Annotated in this window: 15 protein-coding genes; 2 read left to right on the top strand and 13 right to left on the bottom strand. The window is 73.3% G+C overall.

Annotated elements, in window-relative coordinates:
* Positions 1–48: 48 nt before the first annotated feature.
* The 7 genes from GCU69_RS31325 to nrdR form a co-directional block, all read right to left on the bottom strand.
* Positions 49–750 carry a ribonuclease HII gene (locus tag GCU69_RS31325; protein WP_156207885.1) on the bottom strand — a complete coding sequence of 234 codons (702 nt, stop codon included), beginning with the start codon at positions 748–750 and terminating at the stop codon, positions 49–51.
* Between the two features lie 151 nt (positions 751–901).
* A complete protein-coding gene (locus tag GCU69_RS31320; protein ID WP_328630028.1) occupies positions 902–2644 on the bottom strand; it encodes a DUF4153 domain-containing protein in 1743 nt (580 codons plus the stop codon).
* A 647-nt stretch (positions 2645–3291) separates the two neighbouring features.
* Positions 3292–4200 (bottom strand): ADP-ribosylglycohydrolase family protein, encoded by a 909-nt coding sequence (locus GCU69_RS31315; protein ID WP_156207883.1) that lies wholly within the window; start codon positions 4198–4200, stop codon positions 3292–3294.
* Positions 4201–4212: 12 nt separating this feature from the next.
* Positions 4213–4872, bottom strand: coding sequence for a histidine phosphatase family protein (locus GCU69_RS31310; protein WP_156207882.1), 660 nt, complete (start codon positions 4870–4872; stop codon positions 4213–4215).
* An 18-nt stretch (positions 4873–4890) separates the two neighbouring features.
* On the bottom strand, positions 4891–5496 hold the full coding sequence (locus GCU69_RS31305) for a YdbC family protein (protein WP_098749910.1): 606 nt from the start codon (positions 5494–5496) through the stop codon (positions 4891–4893).
* 356 nt (positions 5497–5852) lie between these two features.
* Positions 5853–8729, bottom strand: a complete 2877-nt coding sequence (locus GCU69_RS31300) for a vitamin B12-dependent ribonucleotide reductase (protein WP_098749909.1) — start codon at positions 8727–8729, stop codon at positions 5853–5855.
* 111 nt (positions 8730–8840) lie between these two features.
* Positions 8841–9377, bottom strand: a complete 537-nt coding sequence (nrdR, locus tag GCU69_RS31295) for a transcriptional regulator NrdR (protein WP_098749908.1) — start codon at positions 9375–9377, stop codon at positions 8841–8843.
* Positions 9378–9901: 524 nt separating this feature from the next.
* On the opposite strand from nrdR, the gene lexA reads away from it, so the two are divergent.
* Positions 9902–10687 (top strand): transcriptional repressor LexA, encoded by a 786-nt coding sequence (lexA, locus tag GCU69_RS31290; RefSeq protein ID WP_098749907.1) that lies wholly within the window; start codon positions 9902–9904, stop codon positions 10685–10687.
* A gap of 348 nt (positions 10688–11035) precedes the next feature.
* On the opposite strand, the gene GCU69_RS31285 is transcribed toward lexA, so the two are convergent.
* The 5 genes from GCU69_RS31285 to GCU69_RS31265 form a co-directional block, all read right to left on the bottom strand.
* The gene (locus tag GCU69_RS31285) at positions 11036–13111 is read right to left on the bottom strand and encodes an ATP-dependent DNA helicase (RefSeq protein WP_098749906.1); all 2076 of its coding nucleotides are present in this window, start codon (positions 13109–13111) and stop codon (positions 11036–11038) included.
* 172 nt (positions 13112–13283) lie between these two features.
* Complete coding sequence (locus tag GCU69_RS31280; protein WP_156207894.1) at positions 13284–14987, bottom strand: IucA/IucC family protein; 1704 nt, start codon at positions 14985–14987, stop codon at positions 13284–13286.
* 170 nt (positions 14988–15157) lie between these two features.
* Positions 15158–15979 (bottom strand): GNAT family N-acetyltransferase, encoded by an 822-nt coding sequence (locus GCU69_RS31275; protein WP_170315985.1) that lies wholly within the window; start codon positions 15977–15979, stop codon positions 15158–15160.
* A 15-nt stretch (positions 15980–15994) separates the two neighbouring features.
* Complete coding sequence (locus tag GCU69_RS31270) at positions 15995–17911, bottom strand: IucA/IucC family protein (RefSeq protein WP_156207881.1); 1917 nt, start codon at positions 17909–17911, stop codon at positions 15995–15997.
* A gap of 176 nt (positions 17912–18087) precedes the next feature.
* Positions 18088–19155, bottom strand: a complete 1068-nt coding sequence (locus GCU69_RS31265) for an aminotransferase class III-fold pyridoxal phosphate-dependent enzyme (RefSeq protein ID WP_408055870.1) — start codon at positions 19153–19155, stop codon at positions 18088–18090.
* Between the two features lie 226 nt (positions 19156–19381).
* Here GCU69_RS31265 and GCU69_RS31260 point away from each other — a divergent pair, with 226 nt between their 5' ends.
* Complete coding sequence (locus GCU69_RS31260) at positions 19382–20545, top strand: trypsin-like serine peptidase (RefSeq protein WP_098749901.1); 1164 nt, start codon at positions 19382–19384, stop codon at positions 20543–20545.
* Between the two features lie 242 nt (positions 20546–20787).
* On the opposite strand, the gene hflX is transcribed toward GCU69_RS31260, so the two are convergent.
* Positions 20788–22287, bottom strand: a complete 1500-nt coding sequence (gene hflX / locus GCU69_RS31255) for a GTPase HflX (RefSeq protein ID WP_098749900.1) — start codon at positions 22285–22287, stop codon at positions 20788–20790.
* Between the last annotated feature and the right edge of the window lie 36 nt (positions 22288–22323).

Raw genomic sequence — 22323 nt, 5'->3', positions numbered from 1 at the left:
CCGGTGCGAACCGCATCGGCGGGGGCGGAGGTTGGACCGGTCGGTCACTCAGAAGTCGAAGCCGAGTTGCTCCCCGTCTTCCTCGGGTTCCCCGGGGAGCCCAACCCGCGACTTCTTGAGGTGCTTCCAGCGGGGCAGCGCGTCCATGTAGGCCCAGGAGACCCGGTGGTGGGGCGTCGGCCCGAACTCGGCGAGCGCCGCCCGGTGGACGGGCGAGGGATAGCCCGCGTTCGCCGCGAAGGCGAAGTCTGCGCAGTCCCGGCCCAGTTCTCCCATCATCGCGTCCCGGCGCACCTTGGCGATCACGGAGGCCGCGGCCACCGCGACGCAGGACTGGTCGCCCTTGATGACCGTACGCACCCGCCAGGGCCGCCCGAGATAGTCGTGCTTGCCGTCGAGGATGACGGCGTCCGGGCGGACCGGCAGGCTCTCCAGGGCGCGGCCCGCCGCGAGCCGGAGCGCAGCGGTCATCCCGAGGTCGTCGATCTCCTGCGGCGAGGCGTGCCCCAGGGCGTGCGCCGTGACCCAGTCCTCCAGCAGCCCGGCCAGCTCCGTACGGCGCTTGGGGGCGAGCAGCTTGGAGTCCGTCAGCCCCTCCGGCGGGCGGCGCAGCCCGGTGACGGCGGCGCAGACGGTGACGGGACCGGCCCATGCGCCCCGCCCGACCTCGTCGACACCGGCGACGATACGGGCTCCGGTGGTGGCCCGGAGCGAGCGTTCGACGGTGTGGGTGGGCGGTTCGTACGGCATGGCGTCAGCCAGGTTACGCCGCCGGGACCGCCGGGCGACAGGCGGGCCGGTTCCGCGCGCGGAACCGGGACCGGTAGGTCCGGGCAACCACTGCGTCCGGGCGGCCCGCGCCGCGGGCCGACCGGTCCCGCCGGGCGGTCAGCAGGCCTCGTCAGTAGGCCTCGCGGATGTACCCGTACAGCCCCGCTTCCTCGCAGGCCTCGGCGCCCAGCAGCGGCCGTTCCTCCAGGATGTCGCGGGCCCGGGCCTCGCCCAGACTGGTGGCGTACCACGGTTCGCCGACGGCCAGGTCGTGTTCGAAGCTTCCCAGCGCGCAGGAGCGCTGCGGCTCGGGCAACCGGTCCAGCGCCGGAACGGCGTCCGCGGACAGCTCCCGGAGGTAGTCGAGGTCGATCTCCTCCGCCCCCTGCCCCGTGCGGCCGCTGCCCGCGGCGCTCTCCTGCTCCCCGGCCTCCCCGGCCTTCTCCTGGGCCGCCCGGTACAGCTCGACGTTCTTGGCGGCCACCAGACCGTCCGGGGACAGCAGCCCGAAGACCAGCACACCCGCCGCGGCGCTCACCACGACGGCCCGCGGCAGCCAGCGGCCGCCGGTCACTCCCACGATCATGATCAGTACGAGCACCAGCCCGAGCCACAGCTCGACGGCCGTCACCGACAGCCGCAGCCTGGTCAGCCCGTAGGCGTCGACGTAGAGGTCCATGCGCCGCAGGGCGGAGGCGACGACGACGAGGGTCAGCACACAGAGGGTGCCGAGCACGGAGCGGACCAGCGTGCGGTCCCGCGGCGTGCCGCGCGGCGCCCAGCGCTGCGCGAAGGCGATCACCACCAGGGTCAGCAGCGTGGCCCAGAGCAGTTGCCAGAAGCCCTGCCGGGCGTACTCCGAATAGGTGAGGCCGGTGGTGTCGAGCACCTTGTCGTACCCGCCGAAGAGGACGGTCAGCTGGACGGCGATGAAGACCGCGAACAGCGCGTTCAGCACCACCAGCGGCAGGGCCCACTCGACCCGGCCGCGGGCACGCCCCGGGCGCGACTCGATCCGGTCCCAGCGCAGCGGCGCGGCGGCCGTCCGGGCGGCGGCCAGCGCACCCAGCACACCCAGCACGAACAGGAAGAACCGCAACGGGCTGTCGCCGACCGACACGTCCGGGGACAGCCCGCCGAGCAGGTCGGCGAAAGCCGCGTCGGCACCGGCGAAGAGCGCGCCGAAGACGACGAGCAGACCGACCGCGACACCGCCGGTACGGACCACCGGTCCCCAGCGCTCACGCGAGCCCGCCGCGCGGTCCCGCACGCCCTGCCAGCCCCAGCCGAGCCCCGGCAGCACCGCTCCGAGTACGCCGACGCAGCCGAGCAGCGCCCCGCGCCAGGTGCGGCTGCCGTGCAGCGCGAGGGAGCCGAGGCCGAGGGCGGCCGTGACCGCGAGGAAGCTCGGCCAGCCCGCGTCGCGCAGCGCCGGGACGACGAGCAGGGCGAGTCCGCCGCCCGCCCACACCAGCGTCCAGGGCCGGGCACGCCGGCCCGCCGCCGTCGCCGCGAGGGCCGCGCCGAGGGCGGCCGGCAAGGCCACGAACAGCAGGTTCAGGCCCAGTCCGGCATCGAGGAACAGGGCGCACAGCAGTCCGGTGGCGAGTGCCGCCCAGAGCGTCCCGGGCCGCACGGGGGCCGGCGGGTCCGGCTTCACCGCCAGCACCCAGGCGGGCGGCGGGGGCGTCTCGATCACGTCCGGACGGTGCGCGGGACGGTGCGGACGCTGCGCGGCGTCCGGCCCGCCGGGGCCCTTCGCGGCGTCCGGCCCGCCGGGGCCCCGCACCGCGTCCGGCCCGTCGGGGCGCTCAGCGGTGTCCGGATCCCCCTCGTCCGCCGGTGTCACCGGCGCGTACGGTTTCTCGGTCAACAGGTCCCCCCTGTCCGGCCGGGCACGGTTCCGGCCGCGGGACGGCTCGGTGGAACCCGGTCTCGTGTCACGCACCCAAGATCGGCTCGGCGTGTGGCGACACGATAGGCGGGGCCGCGGCGGCGGGGGCGCCCGGGGCGGTCATACCGGCCCAGCTGTGTCATGACCGTGACACAACACACCGGCGGCACGACTTCCGGAAGCCCGCCCCCTGTGCCTGACCCACCCCCCTGTGCCGGACCCACCAACCACTCCGGGCCAACCGCCCACGCCGCGCCGACCGCCCACACCCCGCCAACCGCCCACGCCGGCCCACCAGCCTGGAGGCGCTCAGCCTTTCCTCTCGCCCGACCGCCCGAGCGGCGCCCACCGCCTGCTCAGAGGCGGGCCGCCGCCCCGACGGTCGGCCCGGTCGACGTGTACTGCCACCGCTCCGTGCCCGCATGGCCGCCCCGAGCGCGACGGGTGCCGGCACGGCACCGGGCAGGTTCCGCCGTCCCTAGACGGCGGCGGCCGCGGCCCGGCCGGGGCCGTGGCCCGGAGCCGGCCGCATCCGCCGTTGAACCCGGGGGCCGGACCGCAGGCCGGCGAGGCGGCGGCACAGCAGGACGCCCGGCACGAAGACCCGTCGGCGGCCGGGGCAGCCGTCAGCCCGCGGAACCCGGGGCCCACTCCGGCAGCGGCTCGGTGCGCTCCAGCCACTCGGCGGGCGGCGCTCCCGCCTCCGCCGCCGCGACCACTCCCCCGGCGATCGCGCAGGTGGTGTCCACGTCCCCGCCGGCCCGGGCGGTGGTCCAGACGGCCTCCGGATAGTCCCCGGGGTTGCGCGCCGCGGCCCAGAGGGCGAACGGCACCGTGTCGTGCGCGCTGGTCCGGCGCCCGCAGCCGAGCACGGCCGCGACGGTCGCCGCGTCCCCGTAGTCGAGCATGCCCCGGGCTCGGCGCAGCCCCGCCTGCACGGCGCTGCGCGGCACCAGTTCGACCACCGCGTCCAGCAGCTCCTCGGGGCCGAGCCGCCGCTCCGGGTCCGCTGTCAGTGCGGCCGCGGCGGCGACCGCCATGGCCCCGGCCACGGCCTCCCGGTGCTGGTGGGTGGTGTACGCGGAGATCTCCGCCTGGTGGGTCGCCTGCTCGGGGTCGTCCGCGTACCAGGCGCCCAGCGGTGCGATGCGCATCGCGGCGCCATTGCCCCAGGACCCCTGGCCGCCGAAGAGGGCGGAGGCGAGTTCCCGCCAGTCGACCCCGTCGCGGACCGACCGCAGCATCCGGCTGACCCCGGCGCCGTAACCCCGGTCCGGGTCGTGGTGCCCGGCGAAGGAACGCGCGAGCGCGTCCTGATCGACGCGGCCGTGTTCCACCAGCACGGCCAGTACGGAACAGGCCATCTCGGTGTCGTCGGTCCACCGCCAGACGCCCGGCGGCAGCTCGCGGCGCTCCCGGGCGGGGTGGTTGGCGGGGAGGAAGAACTGCGAGCCCAGCGCGTCGCCCACCGCCAGGCCGCGGAGGCTGGCGAGGGCGCGGGCGAGACGTCGCGCGAGGACGGGGTCAGCGGTCATCGTCTCAGCACTCTAACCGGTGGCCCCGTACGACTCCGGGGTGCACCATCGCTCGAAAGGCCGGTCCAGGGTGTACTTGCCGTCCTCGCCGAGCAGCAGCGTCCGGCTCTCCCCGTTGCCCGGATTGCACAGGCACTCGAACTCGGCGACCGACCAGTGGAACCAGCGCATGCAGAACAGCCGCATGGTCAGCCCGTGCGTCACCAGCAGCACGTTGGGCGGGTGGTCCGGCGCCTCGAAGCTGCGGTGCAGGCTCTCCAGGAAGGCGCCGACCCGGTCGTAGACGTCGGCCCCCGACTCGCCCTGCGCGAAGCGGTAGAAGAAGTGCCCGTAGGCGTCGCGGTACCGCTTCTGCAGGCGTACGTCCTCGGCGTCCTGCCAGTTGCCCCAGTCCTGCTCGCGCAACCGCGGCTCCTCGCGCACCCGTACCCGTGCCGGGTCGAGGCCGAGGGCCCGGAACGTCTGGTGGGTGCGCCGGTACGGGGACACGTAGGCGCTGATCCGCTCCTCGCCGAACAGGCCGCGCAGCCGGTCCCCGGCCACCTCGGCCTGCCGCAGGCCCTTGTCGGTGAGCCGCAGGGCGTGGTCGGGCTCGCGTTCGTACACCGTGTCGTCGTGGTTGCCCTCCGATTCGCCGTGCCGGAGGAGGACGATGCGCCGTGGCCGTGCCATGCCCCCAGCGTAGGTTCCTCAGACGGTCCAGGACGGCTCGAGATCGACGACGTCGCCCGTGACCGCTGCCACATCCGCCTCGAGCTGGGCGCGGAGCGCGAGCCGCTCGATCCGTTCCGTCCGGTACTTGCCGTGTTCGGCCGCCGACTCCCACAGGGACAGCACCAGGAACTCGTCCCCGGGCGCCTCGCCGAACAGCCCGCGCAGCATCCCGGGTGACCCGGCCATCGCCGGGTTCCACACCTTCTCCTGCATCAGCGTGTAGTGCTCGACGCGGTCCGGCCGGATCCGGCAGTGCGCGACGCGGGCCACGTCCGCGTCCGTGAACGTCGGCTCGAAACCTACCTTGACATCGAACCGGTGCTCGAAGAGCTGGACGCGGGGATCGGTGAAGGTGCCGGCCTGCGCGGCGGCGAGACGGTCGTGGGAGCGTGCCATGAAGGAGTCGTAGAAGGCTCGGCTCTCCCAGAAGCCGAAGAGATGGGCGACCCCGGGGCGGCTGCGGCTCCACCCGCCGCCCTGCCCCCGGAATCCCGGCTCGCCGAGCAGCCCCGCCCACTTCCGCTGCCCTCGTTCAAAACCACGGCGGTCTGCCACGGTGCAGCGAATCCACTTGACCAGCACCGCGCCATCGTACGGCCCGGGGGCCCCGGGGGATCCCGTGATCGCCGAGTGCGCCCCTGAAGATCTCCCGTGCACCGCCCGCGACGCCGCCGCGTCCGGGTGCGGTTCGTCCCACCCCGGCCCGGTCCGGGTCCGGCTCGGCCCGGTCCGGGTCCGGTCCGGGCGGTCCCGCTCGTCCCGGGTGTGGCACGCGACAGTTCACGCGCGGTACGCCGCCACCCCCGGGGCACGCCACCACCCGCGGGCCCGCGGACGCGGCGCACGCGCCGGTGCGGGAAGCACGCGCGGAACGGCGGACGCCACGGACACGGAAGCGGGGACCGGCACGGCGCCGGCCCCCGCTCACCCGTGGCTGGTCAGCTGCAGCCGCTGGTCGAACCGCAGCCCTCGCAGAGGTAGCAGCTGCCCGCGCGGCGCATCTTCGTGCCGCAGGAGAAGCAGAGCGGGGCGTCGGCGTTCAGGCCCAGTTGCATCTCCATCAGCTCGGTGGAGTTGTGCGCCTCCTTCGGGGCGGGCACGGCCGCCACCTCCGGCTGCTTCGCCTGCTGCTGCTCGGCGCGGCCGGGCTCCGCACGGAGCGGAGCGGACTGCGCGAGCCCCTCGACGTCGAGTTCGTCGTCGGCCGGCTCGTACGACCCCGTCTCCAGGTGGCGCTGGCGCTCCTCGGCGGAGTGGATGCCGAGCGCCGAGCGGGTCTCGAACGGCAGGAAGTCGAGCGCCAGCCGGCGGAAGATGTAGTCGACGATCGACTGCGCCATCCGCACGTCCGGGTCGTCCGTCATGCCGGCCGGCTCGAAGCGCATGTTGGTGAACTTCGAGACGTAGGTCTCCAGCGGCACGCCGTACTGCAGGCCGACGGAGACGGCGATCGAGAAGGCGTCCATCATGCCCGCGAGGGTCGAGCCCTGCTTGGACATCTTCAGGAAGACCTCGCCCAGGCCGTCGTCCGGGTAGGAGTTGGCGGTCATGTAGCCCTCGGCGCCACCGACGGTGAAGGAGGTGGTGATGCCGGGACGTCCCTTCGGCAGCCGGTTGCGGACCGGGCGGTACTCGACGACCGGCTCCGGCTTCTCCTCCGCCTTCTCCTTCTCCTTGCCCTCCCACTTCTTGGTGGAGAGGGGCTGGCCCACCTTGCAGTTGTCGCGGTAGATCGCGAGCGCCTTCAGGCCGAGCTTCCAGCCCTCGAAGTAGACCTCCTCGATCTCCTCGACGGTGGCCGACTCCGGGACGTTGACGGTCTTGGAGATGGCGCCGGAGAGGAACGGCTGGGCCGCCGCCATCATCCGGACGTGCCCCATCGCCGAGATCGACCGCTCCCCCATGGCGCAGTCGAAGACCTCGTAGTGCTGCGGCTTGAGGCCGGGGGCGTCGATCACGTTGCCGTGCTCGGCGATGTGGGCGACGATCGCCTCGACCTGCTCCTGCTGGTAGCCGAGCCGCTTGAGGGCCTTGGGGACCGTGTTGTTCACGATCTGCATGGACCCGCCGCCGACCAGCTTCTTGTACTTGACGAGCGCCAGGTCCGGCTCGACGCCGGTGGTGTCGCAGTCCATCATCAGGCCGATGGTGCCCGTCGGGGCGAGGACGGACGCCTGGGCGTTGCGGAAGCCGTTCTTCGCGCCGATCCGCAGGACGTCCTGCCAGGCCTCGGTGGCCGCGGCCCAGACCGGGGTGTCGAGGTCGTCCATCCGCTTGGCCGCGGCGTTGGCGTCGGAGTGCTGCTTCATGACGCGCTTGTGCGCGTCGGCGTTGCGGGCGTAGCCGTCGTACGGGCCGACGACCGCCGCCAGCTCGGCGGAGCGCTTGTACGAGGTGCCGGTCATCAGGGAGGTGATGGCACCGGCGAGGGCGCGGCCGCCGTCCGAGTCGTACGCGTGGCCGGTCGCCATCAGCAGGGCGCCGAGGTTGGCGTAGCCGATGCCGAGCTGGCGGAAGGCGCGGGTCGTCTCGGCGATCTTCTCGGTCGGGAAGTCGGCGAAGCAGATGGAGATGTCCATCGCCGTGATGACCAGCTCGACGACGGACGCGAAGCGCTCGGCGTCGAAGGACTGGTTGCCCTGGTCGTCGTCGCGCAGGAACTTCATCAGGTTCAGCGACGCGAGGTTGCACGAGGAGTTGTCCAGGTGCATGTACTCGCTGCACGGGTTCGAGGCGGTGATCCGGCCCGACTCCGGCGAGGTGTGCCAGTGGTTGATGGTGTCGTCGTACTGGATGCCGGGGTCGGCGCAGGCCCAGGCGGCCTCGGCCATCTTGCGGAACAGGCCCTTGGCCTCGACCTCCTCGATGACCTCGCCGGTCATCCGGGCGCGGAGCCCGAACTTCCCGCCGGCCTCGACGGCCTTCATGAACTCGTCGTTGACCCGGACGGAGTTGTTGGCGTTCTGGTACTGGACGGACGTGATGTCGTCGCCGCCCAGGTCCATGTCGAAGCCCGCGTCGCGCAGCGCGCGGACCTTCTCCTCTTCCTTCACCTTGGTCTCGATGAAGGCCTCGACGTCCGGGTGGTCGACGTCGAGCACGACCATCTTGGCCGCGCGGCGGGTGGCGCCGCCGGACTTGATGGTGCCGGCGGAGGCGTCCGCGCCGCGCATGAAGGAGACCGGGCCGGAGGCGTTGCCGCCGGAGGACAGCAGTTCCTTGGAGGAGCGGATGCGGGAGAGGTTCAGGCCGGCGCCGGAGCCGCCCTTGAAGATCATCCCCTCTTCCTTGTACCAGTCCAGGATCGACTCCATGGAGTCGTCGACGGAGAGGATGAAGCACGCGGAGACCTGCTGCGGCTGCTGGGTCCCGACGTTGAACCACACCGGCGAGTTGAAGCTGAAGATCTGGTGCAGCAGGGCGTACGCCAGCTCGTGTTCGAAGATCTCGGCGTCCGCGGGGGAGGCGAAGTATCCGTTCTTCTCACCGGAGGCGCGGTAGGTCTTCACCACCCGGTCGATGAGCTGCTTCAGGCTCGACTCCCGGACCGGCGAGCCGACCGCTCCGCGGAAGTACTTGCTGGTGACGATGTTGACCGCGTTCACCGACCAGAAGTCGGGGAACTCGACGCCACGCTGCTCGAAGTTGACCGAGCCGTCGCGCCAGTTGGTCATGACGACGTCACGGCGCTCCCAGGCCACCTCGTCGTACGGGTGCACACCCGGGGTGGTGTGGACCCGCTCGATACGCAGACCCTTGGCCGCCTTGGTGCCCTTGCGGGAACCTCGCGCCGGGCCGCTCGCCGTCTCTGTCATGCCGCCTCCCTGTACGGGCTGAAACGCCCTGATGTGCCCAGTTCTTCCCTCGGCACGGTGTCTGTTCTGCTGCCCGGGCACGCGGTGCGCGCCGGGCGGGTCCGGTCGCCGTCAGTCGGCTTGGGGTCCCCCGCGCCGGAGCCCGGGGGCGGCGGGCGCGGGGACCGACGGGCCCTCCGGGGGCCCGTCCGCGCCTGCCGTCGGCTGCTGGTCACGGAGTTCCGCGACCGCGGCCTCGAAGTCCTCGAGTGAGTCGAACGCCCGGTAAACGGACGCAAACCGCAGGTAGGCGACGAGGTCCAGCTCCTGGAGCGGGCCCAGGATGGCCAGGCCCACGTCGTGGGTGGAGAGCTCCGCGCTGCCGGTCGCCCGCACGGCCTCCTCGACCTGCTGGCCCAGCTTCGCGAGGGCGTCCTCCGTGACGGGGCGGCCCTGGCACGCCTTGCGCACGCCGGAGATCACCTTGTCGCGGCTGAAGGGCTCGGTGACCCCGCTGCGCTTGATCACCATGAGCGAGGCGGTCTCCACCGTGGTGAAGCGGCGGGAGCAGTCGGGGCACTGACGGCGCCGACGGATCGAACATCCGTCGTCGGTCGTGCGGCTGTCGACCACCCGGCTGTCGGGGTGCCTGCAGAAGGGGCAGTACATCTCTCCGTCACCCTCCTCGGGACCTCGTCGAACCGCGCCGTACCTGTTGTCCGGGCACAGCTCCGCCATGACGGAGCGTGCCTCTCCGGCAGGCCGTGAGGCCTTCGGAGCGGGCCCCAGCATAGGCGATCTCGGCGGTGCGGATGCACCGGGAAACACAACTTCTGGGCGCCGACAGCTATGAAACCACTAGATCTGGGGGTTGGCGACCAAGAAGACTCTCCGCGTGTCGCGGGGCTCCGGCGCATGGGAAGACTACGGCAGGGGACCCGCGGGCCGTCCTGCGGGGAGGGCTGTCACACTGGGTGGCGCACGGCGACGCAGCGGCACGGAGAAGCCTCCGGAGCGCCGGGGCGGCGACCTCGCGAGAGGCACCCCGAGGGCACCTCGGCAGTGCACATACACTCATTTCCGCGATTCGGGCAGCCGAACGTCGAATTTTCACTCGAACGTGTGTTTGGCGCAACCTTTCGAAAGCAACTACCGTTGTCCAACTAGGGAGAACATCTCGAGAGGGGCCCGATGTGACGACCACCGCAGGCAGCGCGACCATCAGCGCGCAGGACCGCTCCCAGCACCGCCCGGAGCCGGCCCAGCCGGACGGCGAAGCGGTGCCGGGACCCGAGGAGCAGAAGCCCGTGCGCTCGCTGCCCGGCCGCCCACCCGGAATCCGGGCGGACAGCTCCGGACTCACCGAGCGGCAGCGCCGGGTCATCGAGGTGATCCGCGACTCCGTGCAGCGCCGGGGCTATCCGCCGTCCATGCGCGAGATCGGCCAGGCGGTCGGCCTCTCCAGCACCTCCTCGGTAGCCCACCAGCTGATGGCCCTCGAGCGCAAGGGCTTCCTCCGCCGCGACCCGCACCGCCCGCGCGCCTACGAGGTCCGGGGCTCCGACGGGCCCGCCACCCCGCCCGCGGACACCACGGGGAAGCCCGCCGCCTCCTATGTGCCGCTGGTCGGCCGGATCGCGGCCGGTGGTCCGATCCTGGCCGAGGAGTCCGTCGAGGACGTCTTTCCGCTGCCCCGGCAGCTGGTCGGCGACGGCGAGCTGTTCGTGCTCAAGGTCGTCGGAGACTCCATGGTCGATGCCGCGATCTGTGACGGCGACTGGGTGACCGTCCGCCGCCAGCCCGTCGCGGAGAACGGCGACATCGTCGCCGCCATGCTCGACGGCGAGGCCACGGTCAAGCGCTTCAAGCGGGAGGACGGCCATGTGTGGCTGCTCCCGCACAACGCCGCGTACCAGCCGATCCCCGGCGACGAGGCCACCATCCTGGGCAAGGTCGTCGCCGTCCTGCGGCGCGTCTGAGGGCGGAACGGCCGGGCCCCGGGACCACCGCGCCCGGCACCGCCGCGCCCGGCACCGCTCCTCTCGGCACCACTGTGCCCGGGACCGCCGTGCCCGGGACCGCCACTCCCAGCGCCTCCGTGCTTGGCGCCTCCGTGCTTGGCGCCTCCACGCCCGGGAAGCGCCGTACCCGGGGGCGCTGTGTGCCCGGGGACGCCCGGCTCGGAGCTGTCGGCTCCCCGGTCGCGCGCCCGGCTCCAGCGTCCCGGCCGGGACGCTGTGGCCCAACCGGATCGCTGCCGCCCGGCCGGGACGCTGTCGCCCGGCCGGATCGCCCGCCCGGGACCGCCGCCGCCCGCCCGGGACCGCTCAGTCCCGGGCCTGCCCGGACTCTCCTGCCTCCCTGGCCGCCCGGTCGATGGCGGCCAGGGACCTGCGGACCTGGTTCCGGTCCGTGGTGTACCAGAAGTCCGGCATCGAGGCCCGCAGAAAACTGCCGTACCGCGCCTTGGCGAGCCTCGGATCGAGTACGGCGACCACTCCCCGGTCCCCGGACGCCCTGACCAGCCGGCCCGAGCCCTGGGCCATCAGCAGGGCGGCATGCGTCGCCGCGACGGCCATGAAGCCGTTCCCCCCGCTCTCCTCCACCGCCTTCTGCCGCGCGCTCATCAGCGGGTCGTCCGGCCGCGGGAACGGAATCCGGTCCATCACCACCAGCTGGCAGCTCGGCCCGGGCACGTCCACCCCCTGCCACAGCGACAGCGTCCCGAAGAGACAGGTCCGGTCGTCGGCGGCGAACGTACGGATCAGCTCACCGAGCGTCTCCTCGCCCTGCAGCAGGATCGGCACGTCGAGCCGGCCGCGCAGCGCCTCGGCCGCGGACTGGGCTCCCCGCATGGAAGAGAAGAGACCGAGCGTCCGCCCGCCCGCGGCCTCCACCAGCTCCGTCAGCTCGTCCAGCATGTCCCCCCGGCTGCCCTCCCGGCCCGGCTGCGCCAGATGCTGGGCGACGTAGAGGATGCCCTGCTTGGGATAGTCGAACGGCGAGCCGACGTCGATACCCCTCCAGCGGGGAATCTCCGCGGCGGGGCCGTCCTCCGCCGGGCCGCTCCCCGGCGTGGAGCCCGCCGGGGCCCCCGCCGGCCGTGAGGACCCCACGGCTCCCGGCGGCCCGGCGGCTCCCTCCGGCGACAGGCCCAGCGACGCGCCCACGCCGTTGAAGTCACCGCCCAGCTTCAGGGTCGCGGAGGTGAGGACCACGGACCGGTCGGCGAACAGCTTCTCCCGCAGCAGTCCGGAGACCGACAGCGGCGCGACCCGCAGCGACGCGCCGAACCGGTCGTGCCGCTCGCACCAGATGACGTCGTACTCGGAGCCGTTGGCGATGCGCTCCGCCACCGCGTGGACGTTCTCCACCGAGGCCAGCGCCTGCTTGCGCACGGCGTCCTCGTCCTGGACGGACTTGTCGCGGGTGCCCGCGATGGCCGAGATGACCGTCCGGGCGGCGTCCCGGAGAGCCATCACGGCATACCCGAGATCCTCCGGCACCTCCTCGATCCGGCCCGGGAGAGCCAGCTCCATCAGCCGCTCGAAGCCCTCGGCCGCGGTCTGCAGGGCGTCGGCCGCCTTCTCGTTGACCAGCTTGGACGCCCGGCGGACCGCGCGGTTGACCCCGCCGGGGGACAGCTCGCCGGTCGCGGCGCCGGTGACCCGGGAGACCAGTTCGTGCGCCTCGTCGACGATCAGCACCTCGTGGCCGGGCAGCACCGGCGCGCCCTCGATGGCGTCGATCGCGAGCAGCGCGTGGTTCGTGACGACGACGTCCGCCAGCTTGGCGCGCTCGCGGGCCGCTTCGGCGAAGCACTCGGCGCCGTACGCGCACCGGGTGGCGCCGAGACATTCCCGGGACGTGACGGAGACCTGGGACCAGGCCCGGTCGGACACGCCCGGGGTGAGGGCGTCCCGGTCGCCCGTCTCCGTCTCGTCGGCCCAGTCCCGCATCCGCAGCAGGTCCTTGCCCAGCTTGCTGGTGGGGGTCGCCGACTCGAAGACGTCGAACAGGCCGTCCTCTTCCTCCTGCGGCACGCCTTCGTGCAGCCGGTGCAGGCAGAGGTAGTTGGAGCGGCCCTTGAGCATGGCGAACTCGGGGCGCCGGCGGAGCAGCGGATGGAGCGCCTCCACCGTGCGCGGGAGGTCCCGCTCCACCAGCTGCCGCTGGAGCGCCAGGGTCGCCGTCGCGACCACGACCTTCTCGCCGTGCGCGAGCGCGGGCACGAGATAGCCGAGGGACTTGCCCGTGCCCGTACCGGCCTGGACGAGCAGATGGGAGCCGTCGTCGACGGCCTCGGCGACGGATTCGGCCATGGTCACCTGGCCGGGCCGCTCCGTACCGCCCACGGCGGTGACGGCGGCGTGCAGCAGGTCGGGAAGGGAGGGCTTCGTCATAGCGCGACCAGCCTACGGTGCCCCACCGACATCCCCCGCCCTCACTCCGTACCGCTCCCCCGTCCTCACTCCGTACCGCTCCCCCGTCCTCACTCCGTACCGCTCCCCCGTCCTCACTCCGTACCGCTCACCGGTCATCGCTCCGTACCGCTCCCCCGCCCCCGCGCCGCCGTCATTCCCGGGCGAGCGGATTGGCCACGGTGCCGTGGACGGCGGCGTGCGGCCGGTCCGACCGGTCGCGGTAGCCGTCGAGGTGGAGCCGGTTGCGGTTCAGGCACAGCCGGTCGATCCGGGGCGTGAGCAGGTCGAAGATCTCGAACCGCTCCTTCAGCTCGGGGAACCGGGCGTGGTGCCGGACGATCTCCGCCCGTACGAGGGACCAGAAGGTGTCCTCCGGCACGTCCAGCTGGTCCGCGCACAGCGGCGCGAGGTAGCGGAAGACGCCGACGAACAGACCGGAGTGGATGAACTGGGTCAGAAACGCGGGCTCCTCGGTCAGCAGCACCTCGCGCACGTCGTCGGGCATGCCGGCGTGCTCGGGCAGCGGGCTGGAGCTGACGTTCACGTCGTCGACGAAGTCCTTCACGGCCAGCCGCACCGGCACGTCCCGCTCGTCGAAGACCACGATGGCGTTCTCGCCGTGCGGGGAGAAGACGGTGCCGTACCGGTAGAGGAAGTGCAGCAGCGGCGGCAGCAGCGCCGCGAACAGCCGCTGGAGCCAGGCCTCGGGAGTCAGTCCGGAGCGCCGGACCAGCTCGGCGGTGAAGGACTCACCGGCCGGATCGGTGTGCAGCAGGGCCGCCAGCGTCCGGGCCCGCTCGCCCGGGTCGAGCCGCGGCGCCAGCGGTTCGCGCCAGATGCAGCCGAGCAGTTCGCGGTACTGGTACGGAACCTGCGGCAGCCGGTCGTAGAGCGGGTGCTCCACGGTGACGGACGCGGTCTCGCCGAGCAGGATCACCCGGGTCTCGTCCCGCAGGAACGGGTCCGCGTCGCGCAGGCCGTGCACCCACGCGGTGACGGCGGGCGCCGCCAGCGTGCGCTCCGTCGGCAGTCCGCGCCACACCAGGGTGTTCAGCACCGAGAGCGGGAGCTTGACGGTGCGGCCCTGCGGGCGGCTGACATTGAGGAACGTCCGGATCGACTGCTGCGGCAGCCGCAGGTCCTCGTCCTCGGGCAGCGGAATGATGCGCGCGTCGGCGATGTACGGGGCGAACAGGTGACTGATGCTCTCGTCCCACTGCCAGGGGTGCACGGGGAGCCAGAGATAGTCGGCGGGGTCCCGGCCGTGCTCGGTGACCGTGCGGTCGAAGGCCGCGCGGGTGCTCGGGGACAGCTCCTCGTCGTACAGCCGTTCCGGTGCCGCCAGCGCGGTCACGCCGCGGTAGTCGGCGATGTCGCGGTGCACGGCGAGCCACGGCAGCCGCTGCGGGACGCGCGACTCGGGGGCCCAGCGCTCGGTGTCGGCCGCGGAGAAGCCGACCCGACCCTTGTTGGCGACGATCCAGGGGTGGCCGGTCTGGTGGCCCTCCAGCTCCGCGTAGCCGAGGTCGGCGAGTTCCGCGACGGTGCGCGCGGTCTCGTCGATGCGGGTGTCGGCGGCGAGGGTGGTGGTCAGCTCGCGGATCAGATGGCCGGTGGTGTCTCCGGTGAGACCGAGCACGGACTCGTGCGCGCGGGCGAGGAACTCCAGCGGATCGGCGGAGGGTTCGATCGAGTCCGGGTCGACCCGCCAGTGTCCGTAGGCCCCGCGGCCGGCGCGGAACCGGTAGGTGATCTCCGGGGACACGGTGAGCCGGTGGGCGAGGGGGTCGTCGCCGTCGGGCTCGGGGGTGATGACTTCCTCGTACGCGAACTCGCCGAGCATCTTGGCGAACATGCGGCGAGTTGCCCGCTGCCAGGCTTCATGGCGCTGCTGAGGTGTCACATGCAAGGTCTTTGCTCCTCGGGGACGAAACGGGGACGGGCCGGGCTGGGACAGGGGAGCGGCACGGCGTGCTCGTCGCGCGAGCGGTTTCGTCACCGGGGCGGGACGGACGGGCCGCGGCCTCAGAGGAGGTCGCGCAGGGAGCGTTCGCGCATCATCAGGGCGGCTCGTCTGTCGGGGATGCCCACCTCGGCGGAGAAACGGAAACCCGCACGGAGAAAGGCTGCCACGGAAGGGGCGTTCCTAAGGTCGGGTTCGGCCACGACACGGGTGCAGGATGGCCGATTGTCGAGAACCAGCCCGGAAACGGCGCGGAGCAGACAGCTGCCGATTCCGCGGCCCCGGTCGGCGACGGCCCCGATCAGCAGGCGCAGCCCGGTGTCGTGCGGCCGGGCCGGATAGTGGCGCGCGAGAGGGGCGAGATCGGCGCGGTAGATCTCCCAGTAGCTCATCGGGACGCCGTCCAGCAGGCCGAGACAGGGCACGCTGCGCCCGTCCCCGTCGAGCTGCGCCCGCAGATGGGCGGCGGTCGTCTCCTCGGGACCGCCGAGCCCCCACAGCGCGGCCACGGCCGGGTCGTTCATCCAGGCGGTGACGAGGGCGAGGTCTCGTTCGGCGCGTACGGGGAGCAGCCGCAGCCGTCCGGCCGGGGTGACGGTCTCCCCCCATCCGGCGACGGCGCCGAGGAGTTCGTGGCCCGCCGGGCGCGGGATGTCTCCCGTGCCCGGCGGACGCCCGGCACCCGGCGGGTGTCCGGCACTCCGCGGATGTCCGGAGCCAGGCGGTAGCCCGGAGCCCGGCGGGTGTCCGGCACCTCCCGGTTGCCCGGAGCCCGGCGGGTCCTCCGTGCCCGGCGCCGGATAGTCCTCCGCGCGGAACGGCGGGAGCGGCACCCGCAGTTCCAGGGTGTCGTCCTCACCGGAGGTGCTTTCCGGGGCGGGCACGGTGTCGTTCCCGCCTCAGCCGGCGGGCGCGGCGAGCGGGTTCGCCAGGGTGACGTACACCGACTGGGTGTCGACCGGGCCGACCAGTTCGTCCAGTCCGTGCAACCGGGTCAGCAGGTTCGCCTTGCAGCGCAGCGTGGGCGACTCCAGCAGGAGGGCGGGCAGCGGCGAGCCGCACGCCCGGGGCCCGGACGCGGCGTCGCCGAGGAAGCGCCGGAACGCGGCCAGCAGCACCCGCTCGTCGACGAGGCGCTGGGAGCCGAACGCGCCGATCAGCCCGAGGACGTTGTTGATCCCGAGGTAGTAGGCGAAGCGCTCGTCGGCGATCTCGTCGGCGACGAAGGTGTCGCTCTCCACGCCGAGGCCGGGCAGCCTGCGGTCGAGTTCCTCCCGCCGGGACTTGCGGAAGTAATAGCCCTGGTTGTCGCGGTACCGGCCGCCGGCGGGCCAGCCCTCGGCGTCGAGCAGGACGAGCGTGTTCTGCTGGTGCGCCTCCAGGGCGACCCCGGCCGTCCCGTCCAGCCACAGCACGGGCCGGACGACGGCCTCCAGATAGCGCAGGAACCACTCGGCGGCCACGGCGGCGGCCGTCCTGCCCGTACGGCCCGCGAGCGCGGCGACGACCTCCGCCAGCCGGGACCGCATCGCGGGCACGCCGGGCTGCGTCGTCCCCGGCTGCGTCGTCCCCGGCTGCGTCGTCCCGGGGAGCGGCACCGGCCGCGGCGAGACCAGCCCGGCGACGCACACCGCATCGTCCTCCGGGCCGAACGGGTTGTGCCGGATCATCACGTCCAGGCCGGGCAGCGGAGCGCCGTCCGTGCCGCGCACGGCCAGCCAGGCCGGGTCGCGGACGATGTCGAAGCCGGGATGCGCCCGCTGCCACTCCTCGCCCAGCCCGCTGCGCAGCAGCCGGTGCACCTCGACGCCGCGCAGCAGCTCCTTGGCGAGGTTCTCCCGGCGGGAGTTGGTGATGCGCAGGGCCAGGGACAGCTTGAGCATCGCGGGGGCGCCGGGCCGGAACACGGTGCGCACCGAGGACGTCGGATGCCAGTCGGGTCCGGACGGGCCGAGGTCGTGCAGCAGCCCGTCGCCGAGGAGTGCGGCGACGGCGGGCCGGTGCCGGATCTCCCGCGCCTGCCAGGGGTGCAGCGGCAGCGGAACGGTGCCCTCCGGGATGGCGGGGCCGGTGCCGGGACCGCCCGCCAGCCGGGTCGCGAGCTGTTCGGCGGATACCGTCCGGCCGCGTTCGGTCCATGCCGAGTCGGTGGCCAGAACGCTCCGGTCGACCGCGATCCAGTGCAGCGGGAAGGAGCCGCGCAGCTCGGGCGAGTACGCGCGGGACTCGGCGTCGGAGAGCCCTTCGCGGCTCTTGGGGGTCGGGTGCAGCGGATGGCCGAGCACGAGCGACTGCTCGGCGTCCAGGAAGCGGCCGTGGTCCGGTGCCGCGCCGGCGGCGCGGCGGCCGGCGAGGAACACGGCGGTGCGGCGCACGGAGTCGGCGACCCGGCCGACGAGATCGGCGCCGTCGGCCGCGGTGGCCGGATCCGCTCCGTGTGCGGCCTCGCGTCCCAGGAGGGCGGCGAGCGTCACAGCGTCGACGGCGAGTACGCCGGCGGGGGCGCCCTCCAGCGAGGGCTGCCCGAAGCGGTGCCAGCCGGTGGCCGACCAGTGGCGGACCGGGACCAGCAGCACACAGCCGCCGGAGCGGAGCGGCAGCCGGAGCAGGCCGTCGGCAGGGGCGGGCGTACCGCACTCCCGCACCCAGCAGCGCAGCAGGTTCTCTGCGGCCGCCGCGTCGGCGGCCGCCCGGGGGTCGGGGTGCTCCAGCGGGTCGCGGGCGGAGCCGGGGCCGGCGTCCGCGGGGCCGTGCTGGCGCGGCAGGAGGGCTTCGGTGGCGGCGGTGTCGGACCGGGGGGCGGGGTGTGCGTTCATGTGCGGTCGGCGGCCGCGGGGCCCGCGGGCGGGCGGCACGGGCGCCGGTCTCCTTTGCGGCGGTCGGGGGTCGGGCGGGCCGGACGGCCCCGGTGCGGAGCGGTTCCGCACCGTGCGCCGGGCGGGTGTCCGGTGGTGACCGGCGCGCTCCCCGGCGGGCGGTGGCACGGCGGGGGTCAGGGGCCGTGCCGGAGGGCGGCCTCGGCCTGGACGGCATCGGTCAGCCGGTCCAGGACCGCGGCGGCCTGTTCGTCGGTGACGGTCAGCGGGGGCAGGAGCAGGACGACGCCGGACTTCCGCCCGGCGAGTTCGACGATGAGGCCGCGGCGCAGACAGGCGTTCCGCACCCGGGCGGCGCGTCCGGGCGCGGCGAACGCGATGCCGATCAGCAGCCCGCGGCCCCGCACGTCGGCGGCGCAGGGCAGTCCCGCGGCGAAGTCCCGCAGCTGGCGCAGCATCCGCCCGCCGAGGTCCGCGGCGCGGGCGGCGAGGCCGTTCTCCCGGACGTACGCCAGCGTCGCGGCGCCCGCGGCCATCGCCAGCTGGTTGCCCCGGAAGCTGTCCGCGCGGTCCTGCGGCGCGCCGGGAACGAGGTCGTCGCGGTGCACGACGGCGGCCAGCGGCAGGCTGCCGCCGATCGCCCGGGCCACGACCATCACGTCGGGCACGACGCCGCTGTGTCCCACCGCCCAGAACGCGCCGGTCCGGCCGACACCGGTCCGCGTCTCGTCGGCGATCAGCGGGATGCCCGCGGCGGCGGTCCGCTCCCGCAGCTCGCGCACCCGGGCGTCCGGGGCGGGCGTGACGCCGCCGTCGCCGCGCACGGGCCGCAGCAGCGTACCGGGGCGGCCCCCGGCCGCCACCAGCCGCAGCGCCTCCGGGACCGGGTCGCCCGCCGCCGGGGAGCAGAACCGCACCCGGGCCCGTTCGGCGAGTCCCGCCGGGAGGGTGCGCAGGAGTTCGGCGGTGAAGTCCTCCTCGGCCCCGGTCACCAGCCCCGGGGTGTGCAGCGGAGCCCCCGAGTCGAGCACGGAGCGAATCGCCCGGAGCACCACCGGGTGATTGTGCCCGAGGGCCAGCGCGCCCGAGCCGGACGCGCAGTCCAGATAGCGCCGCCCGTCCGCGCCCTCGATCGTCAGTCCGCGGGCGCGCACCGGCACGACGGGGAGGGAGCGCGCGCCGGGATCGCGCGCCGTCACGCCGCTCTGCCCGGCGGACAGCTCCGCCACGGGAGACTCGGTCACGGCCACCTCTGATCGGCCCTCCTGTGAACACCGCTCTGGTCCTCTACGTAGCAACGAGGAGGAGAGCCGCGAGGATTCGGCCGACGACGAGATCATTTCCCGCCGCGGGACGGGAACCGGAGACCCGCTCGTGATAGTCCTAGCCCGCACCGGCATAGTGGGGTGCCCGAGCGGTCCACCGTGACCGTTCCGGAGAACCGAAGACGAGCAACGGGGAGTTCCACCGATGGGATCGATACGCAGGCCCGCTCTTGCCGCGGCCGCGCTCACCGCAGTCCTCTCGCTGACCGTCGGCGCGTGCGGCCCGGGCGAGGACGACGCGGGCGGCTCCTCCGGCTCCTCAGCCGGAACCGGGCAGGAAGACCTCGCGCTCCCCGACGACTTCGGCGAGCGGCTCAAGGAACTGGGCGTCGACCTCGACCAGTGGCGGGACGGCGAGTGGCGCAACTGGAAGAAGGACGACTGGCTGCGCGAGGCCAACGACTTCATCAACCCGATCATCGAGGACCTCTGGGACCCGGGCCGCATGCGCGACGCCGAGGAGCCGGACAAGACGGTGCCGCCGGACATCTCCGACGACCAGGGCGTCACGGACCCGGTGCCCGAGCCCGTCGAGGCGGAGCCGGTGGCGACGCCGTACCACGAGAACGCCGCCCCGGTGGGCAAGGTGTTCTTCGACGGCCCCAAGGGCTCGATGGTCTGCTCCGGCACCCTGGTGAAGGACCCGGCCAACCCGGGCAAGTCCAACATGGTGTGGACGGCCGGCCACTGCGTGCACGCCGGCAAGCAGGGCGGCTGGTACCGCAACATCGTCTTCGTGCCGTCGTACAACGACAACGGCGCCGAGGCGTCGCAGATCGCGAACACGCCGCGCGAGGAGGTCGCCCCGTACGGCATCTGGTGGTCCGACTGGGCGTCGACGTCCCAGGAGTGGATCTCCGAGGGAGCCGCCGAGGGCGGCGCGGGAGCGCCGCACGACTACGCCGTGCTGCACGTGAAGCCGGAGAACAGCGGCGGCAAGTCCCTGGAGGAGACGGTCGGGACCGCGCTGCCCGTCGCGTTCGACGCCCCCGCGGTGAAGGACATCGACTCGATGGGCGCCTGGGGCTACCCGGCGGCGCCGCCGTTCGACGGCGTGAAGATGCACAGCTGCGTCGACACCCCGGGCCGTCTCTCGCTGTCCGCGGCGCAGCCCACGATGTACCGGATCGGCTGCACCATGACCGGTGGTTCGTCCGGCGGCGGCTGGTTCGCGAAGGTCGGCGGCGAGACGGCGCTGCTGTCGAACACCTCGATCGGACCGGTGAACGCCGGCTGGCTGGCGGGCCCGCATCTCGGTGACGGGGCCAAGTCGGTCTTCGACGGCGTCAGCGAGAAGTTCGCGCCGTAACCGGCGGAACCCGGCGCTGCCCGCGCCGCCGGCCACCGGGCGCCAAGCGCGCGGAAGAGGCCCGCCCCCACCGTGAACGGTGAGGGGCGGGCCTCTCGGCTGCGCGGGGCACGTCACCTCACGCGCACGAAGGCGGCCTCCCGAAACCGGGAGGCGCCTTCGTGCGCGGCACCTTCATGCGCTGCTCGTGCGCGGCACCTTCATGCGCTGCGCCCCGCCGTGTCCTCCGCGGGCGGAGGGCGTCAGCGCTGCCCGGCGAGGACGTACGGCTCCAGCTCGGCCGCCAGCTCCGCGTGCACCCGCGCCTTGAGCAGGGTGCCGTCGCCCGTGTGCTCCTCGGAGATCACCTCTCCGTCGGCGTGCACCCGCGAGACCAGACCGCCCCGGGTGTACGGCACGAGCGCCTCGATCTCGACCTGCGGCCGCGGCAGTTCCTCGTCGATCAGCGCGAGCAGCTCGTCGATGCCCCGGCCGGTGCGGGCCGACACCGCGATGGCGTGCTTCTCGGTGCGCAGCAGCCGCTGGAGGACCAGCGGGTCCGCCGCGTCCGCCTTGTTGATCACCACGATCTCCGGCACGTCCACCGCGCCGACGTCACGGATGACCTCGCGCACGGCGGCCAGCTGCTCCTCCGGGACCGGGTGCGAGCCGTCCACGACGTGCAGGATGAGATCGGAGTCGCCGACCTCCTCCATCGTGGACCGGAACGCCTCGACCAGGTGGTGCGGCAGGTGCCGGACGAAGCCGACGGTGTCGGCCAGGGTGTAGAGCCGCCCGCTGGGGGTCTCGGCGCGGCGCACGGTCGGGTCCAGGGTGGCGAACAGGGCGTTCTCCACCAGCACACCCGCGCCGGTGAGCCGGTTCAGCAGCGACGACTTGCCGGCGTTGGTGTATCCGGCGATGGCGACCGAGGGCACCTTGTTGCGGCGGCGTTCCTGCCGCTTGATGTCGCGGCCGGTCTTCATCTCCGCGATCTCCCGGCGCATCTTCGCCATCTTCTCGCGGATCCGCCGCCGGTCGGTCTCGATCTTGGTCTCACCGGGGCCGCGGGTGGCCATGCCGCCACCGGAGGAACCGGAGCCACCGCCACCCATCTGCCGGGACAGCGACTGGCCCCAGCCGCGCAGCCTCGGCAGCATGTACTGCATCTGTGCCAGCGAGACCTGTGCCTTGCCCTCGCGGGACTTGGCGTGCTGGGCGAAGATGTCGAGGATCAGGGCGGTGCGGTCGACCACCTTGACCTTGACGACGTCCTCCAGGTGGATCAGCTGGCCCGGGGACAGCTCACCGTCGCAGACCACGGTGTCGGCCCCGGTCTCCAGCACCACGTCGCGCAGCTCCAGCGCCTTGCCGGATCCGATGTACGTGGCGGGGTCGGGCTTGTCACGGCGCTGGATGACACCGTCGAGGACCACGGCTCCGGCGGTCTCGGCGAGCGCGGCCAGCTCCGCGAGGCTGTTCTCGGCGTCGTCCACGGTGCCCGAGGTCCAGACGCCGACGAGCACGACGCGCTCCAGGCGGAGCTGCCGGTACTCGACCTCGGTGACGTCCTCCAGCTCGGTGGACAGGCCCACGACGCGTCGCAGCGCCGCACGGTCGGAGCGGTCGTACTGCTCGCCGTCGTGGCCCTCGGTCCCGTAATCCCGGGCGACATCCTCTTCCATCAGAGCGTCGGCCCTGAGACTCGCCGAGAGATTCTGCGGGAAATTCTGGGCGTCCTGGGAAGGGGAAGAGGCGGTCATTGGATCCTTACGTCGATGGGATGTCCTGTCGGGAGA

Origin of the sequence: Streptomyces lycii (assembly GCF_009735685.1) — a bacterium.
Classification (GTDB): domain Bacteria; phylum Actinomycetota; class Actinomycetes; order Streptomycetales; family Streptomycetaceae; genus Streptomyces; species Streptomyces lycii.
Note: the sequence above shows the minus strand (reverse complement) of the source record. Positions and strands in the feature narration are given on the sequence as shown.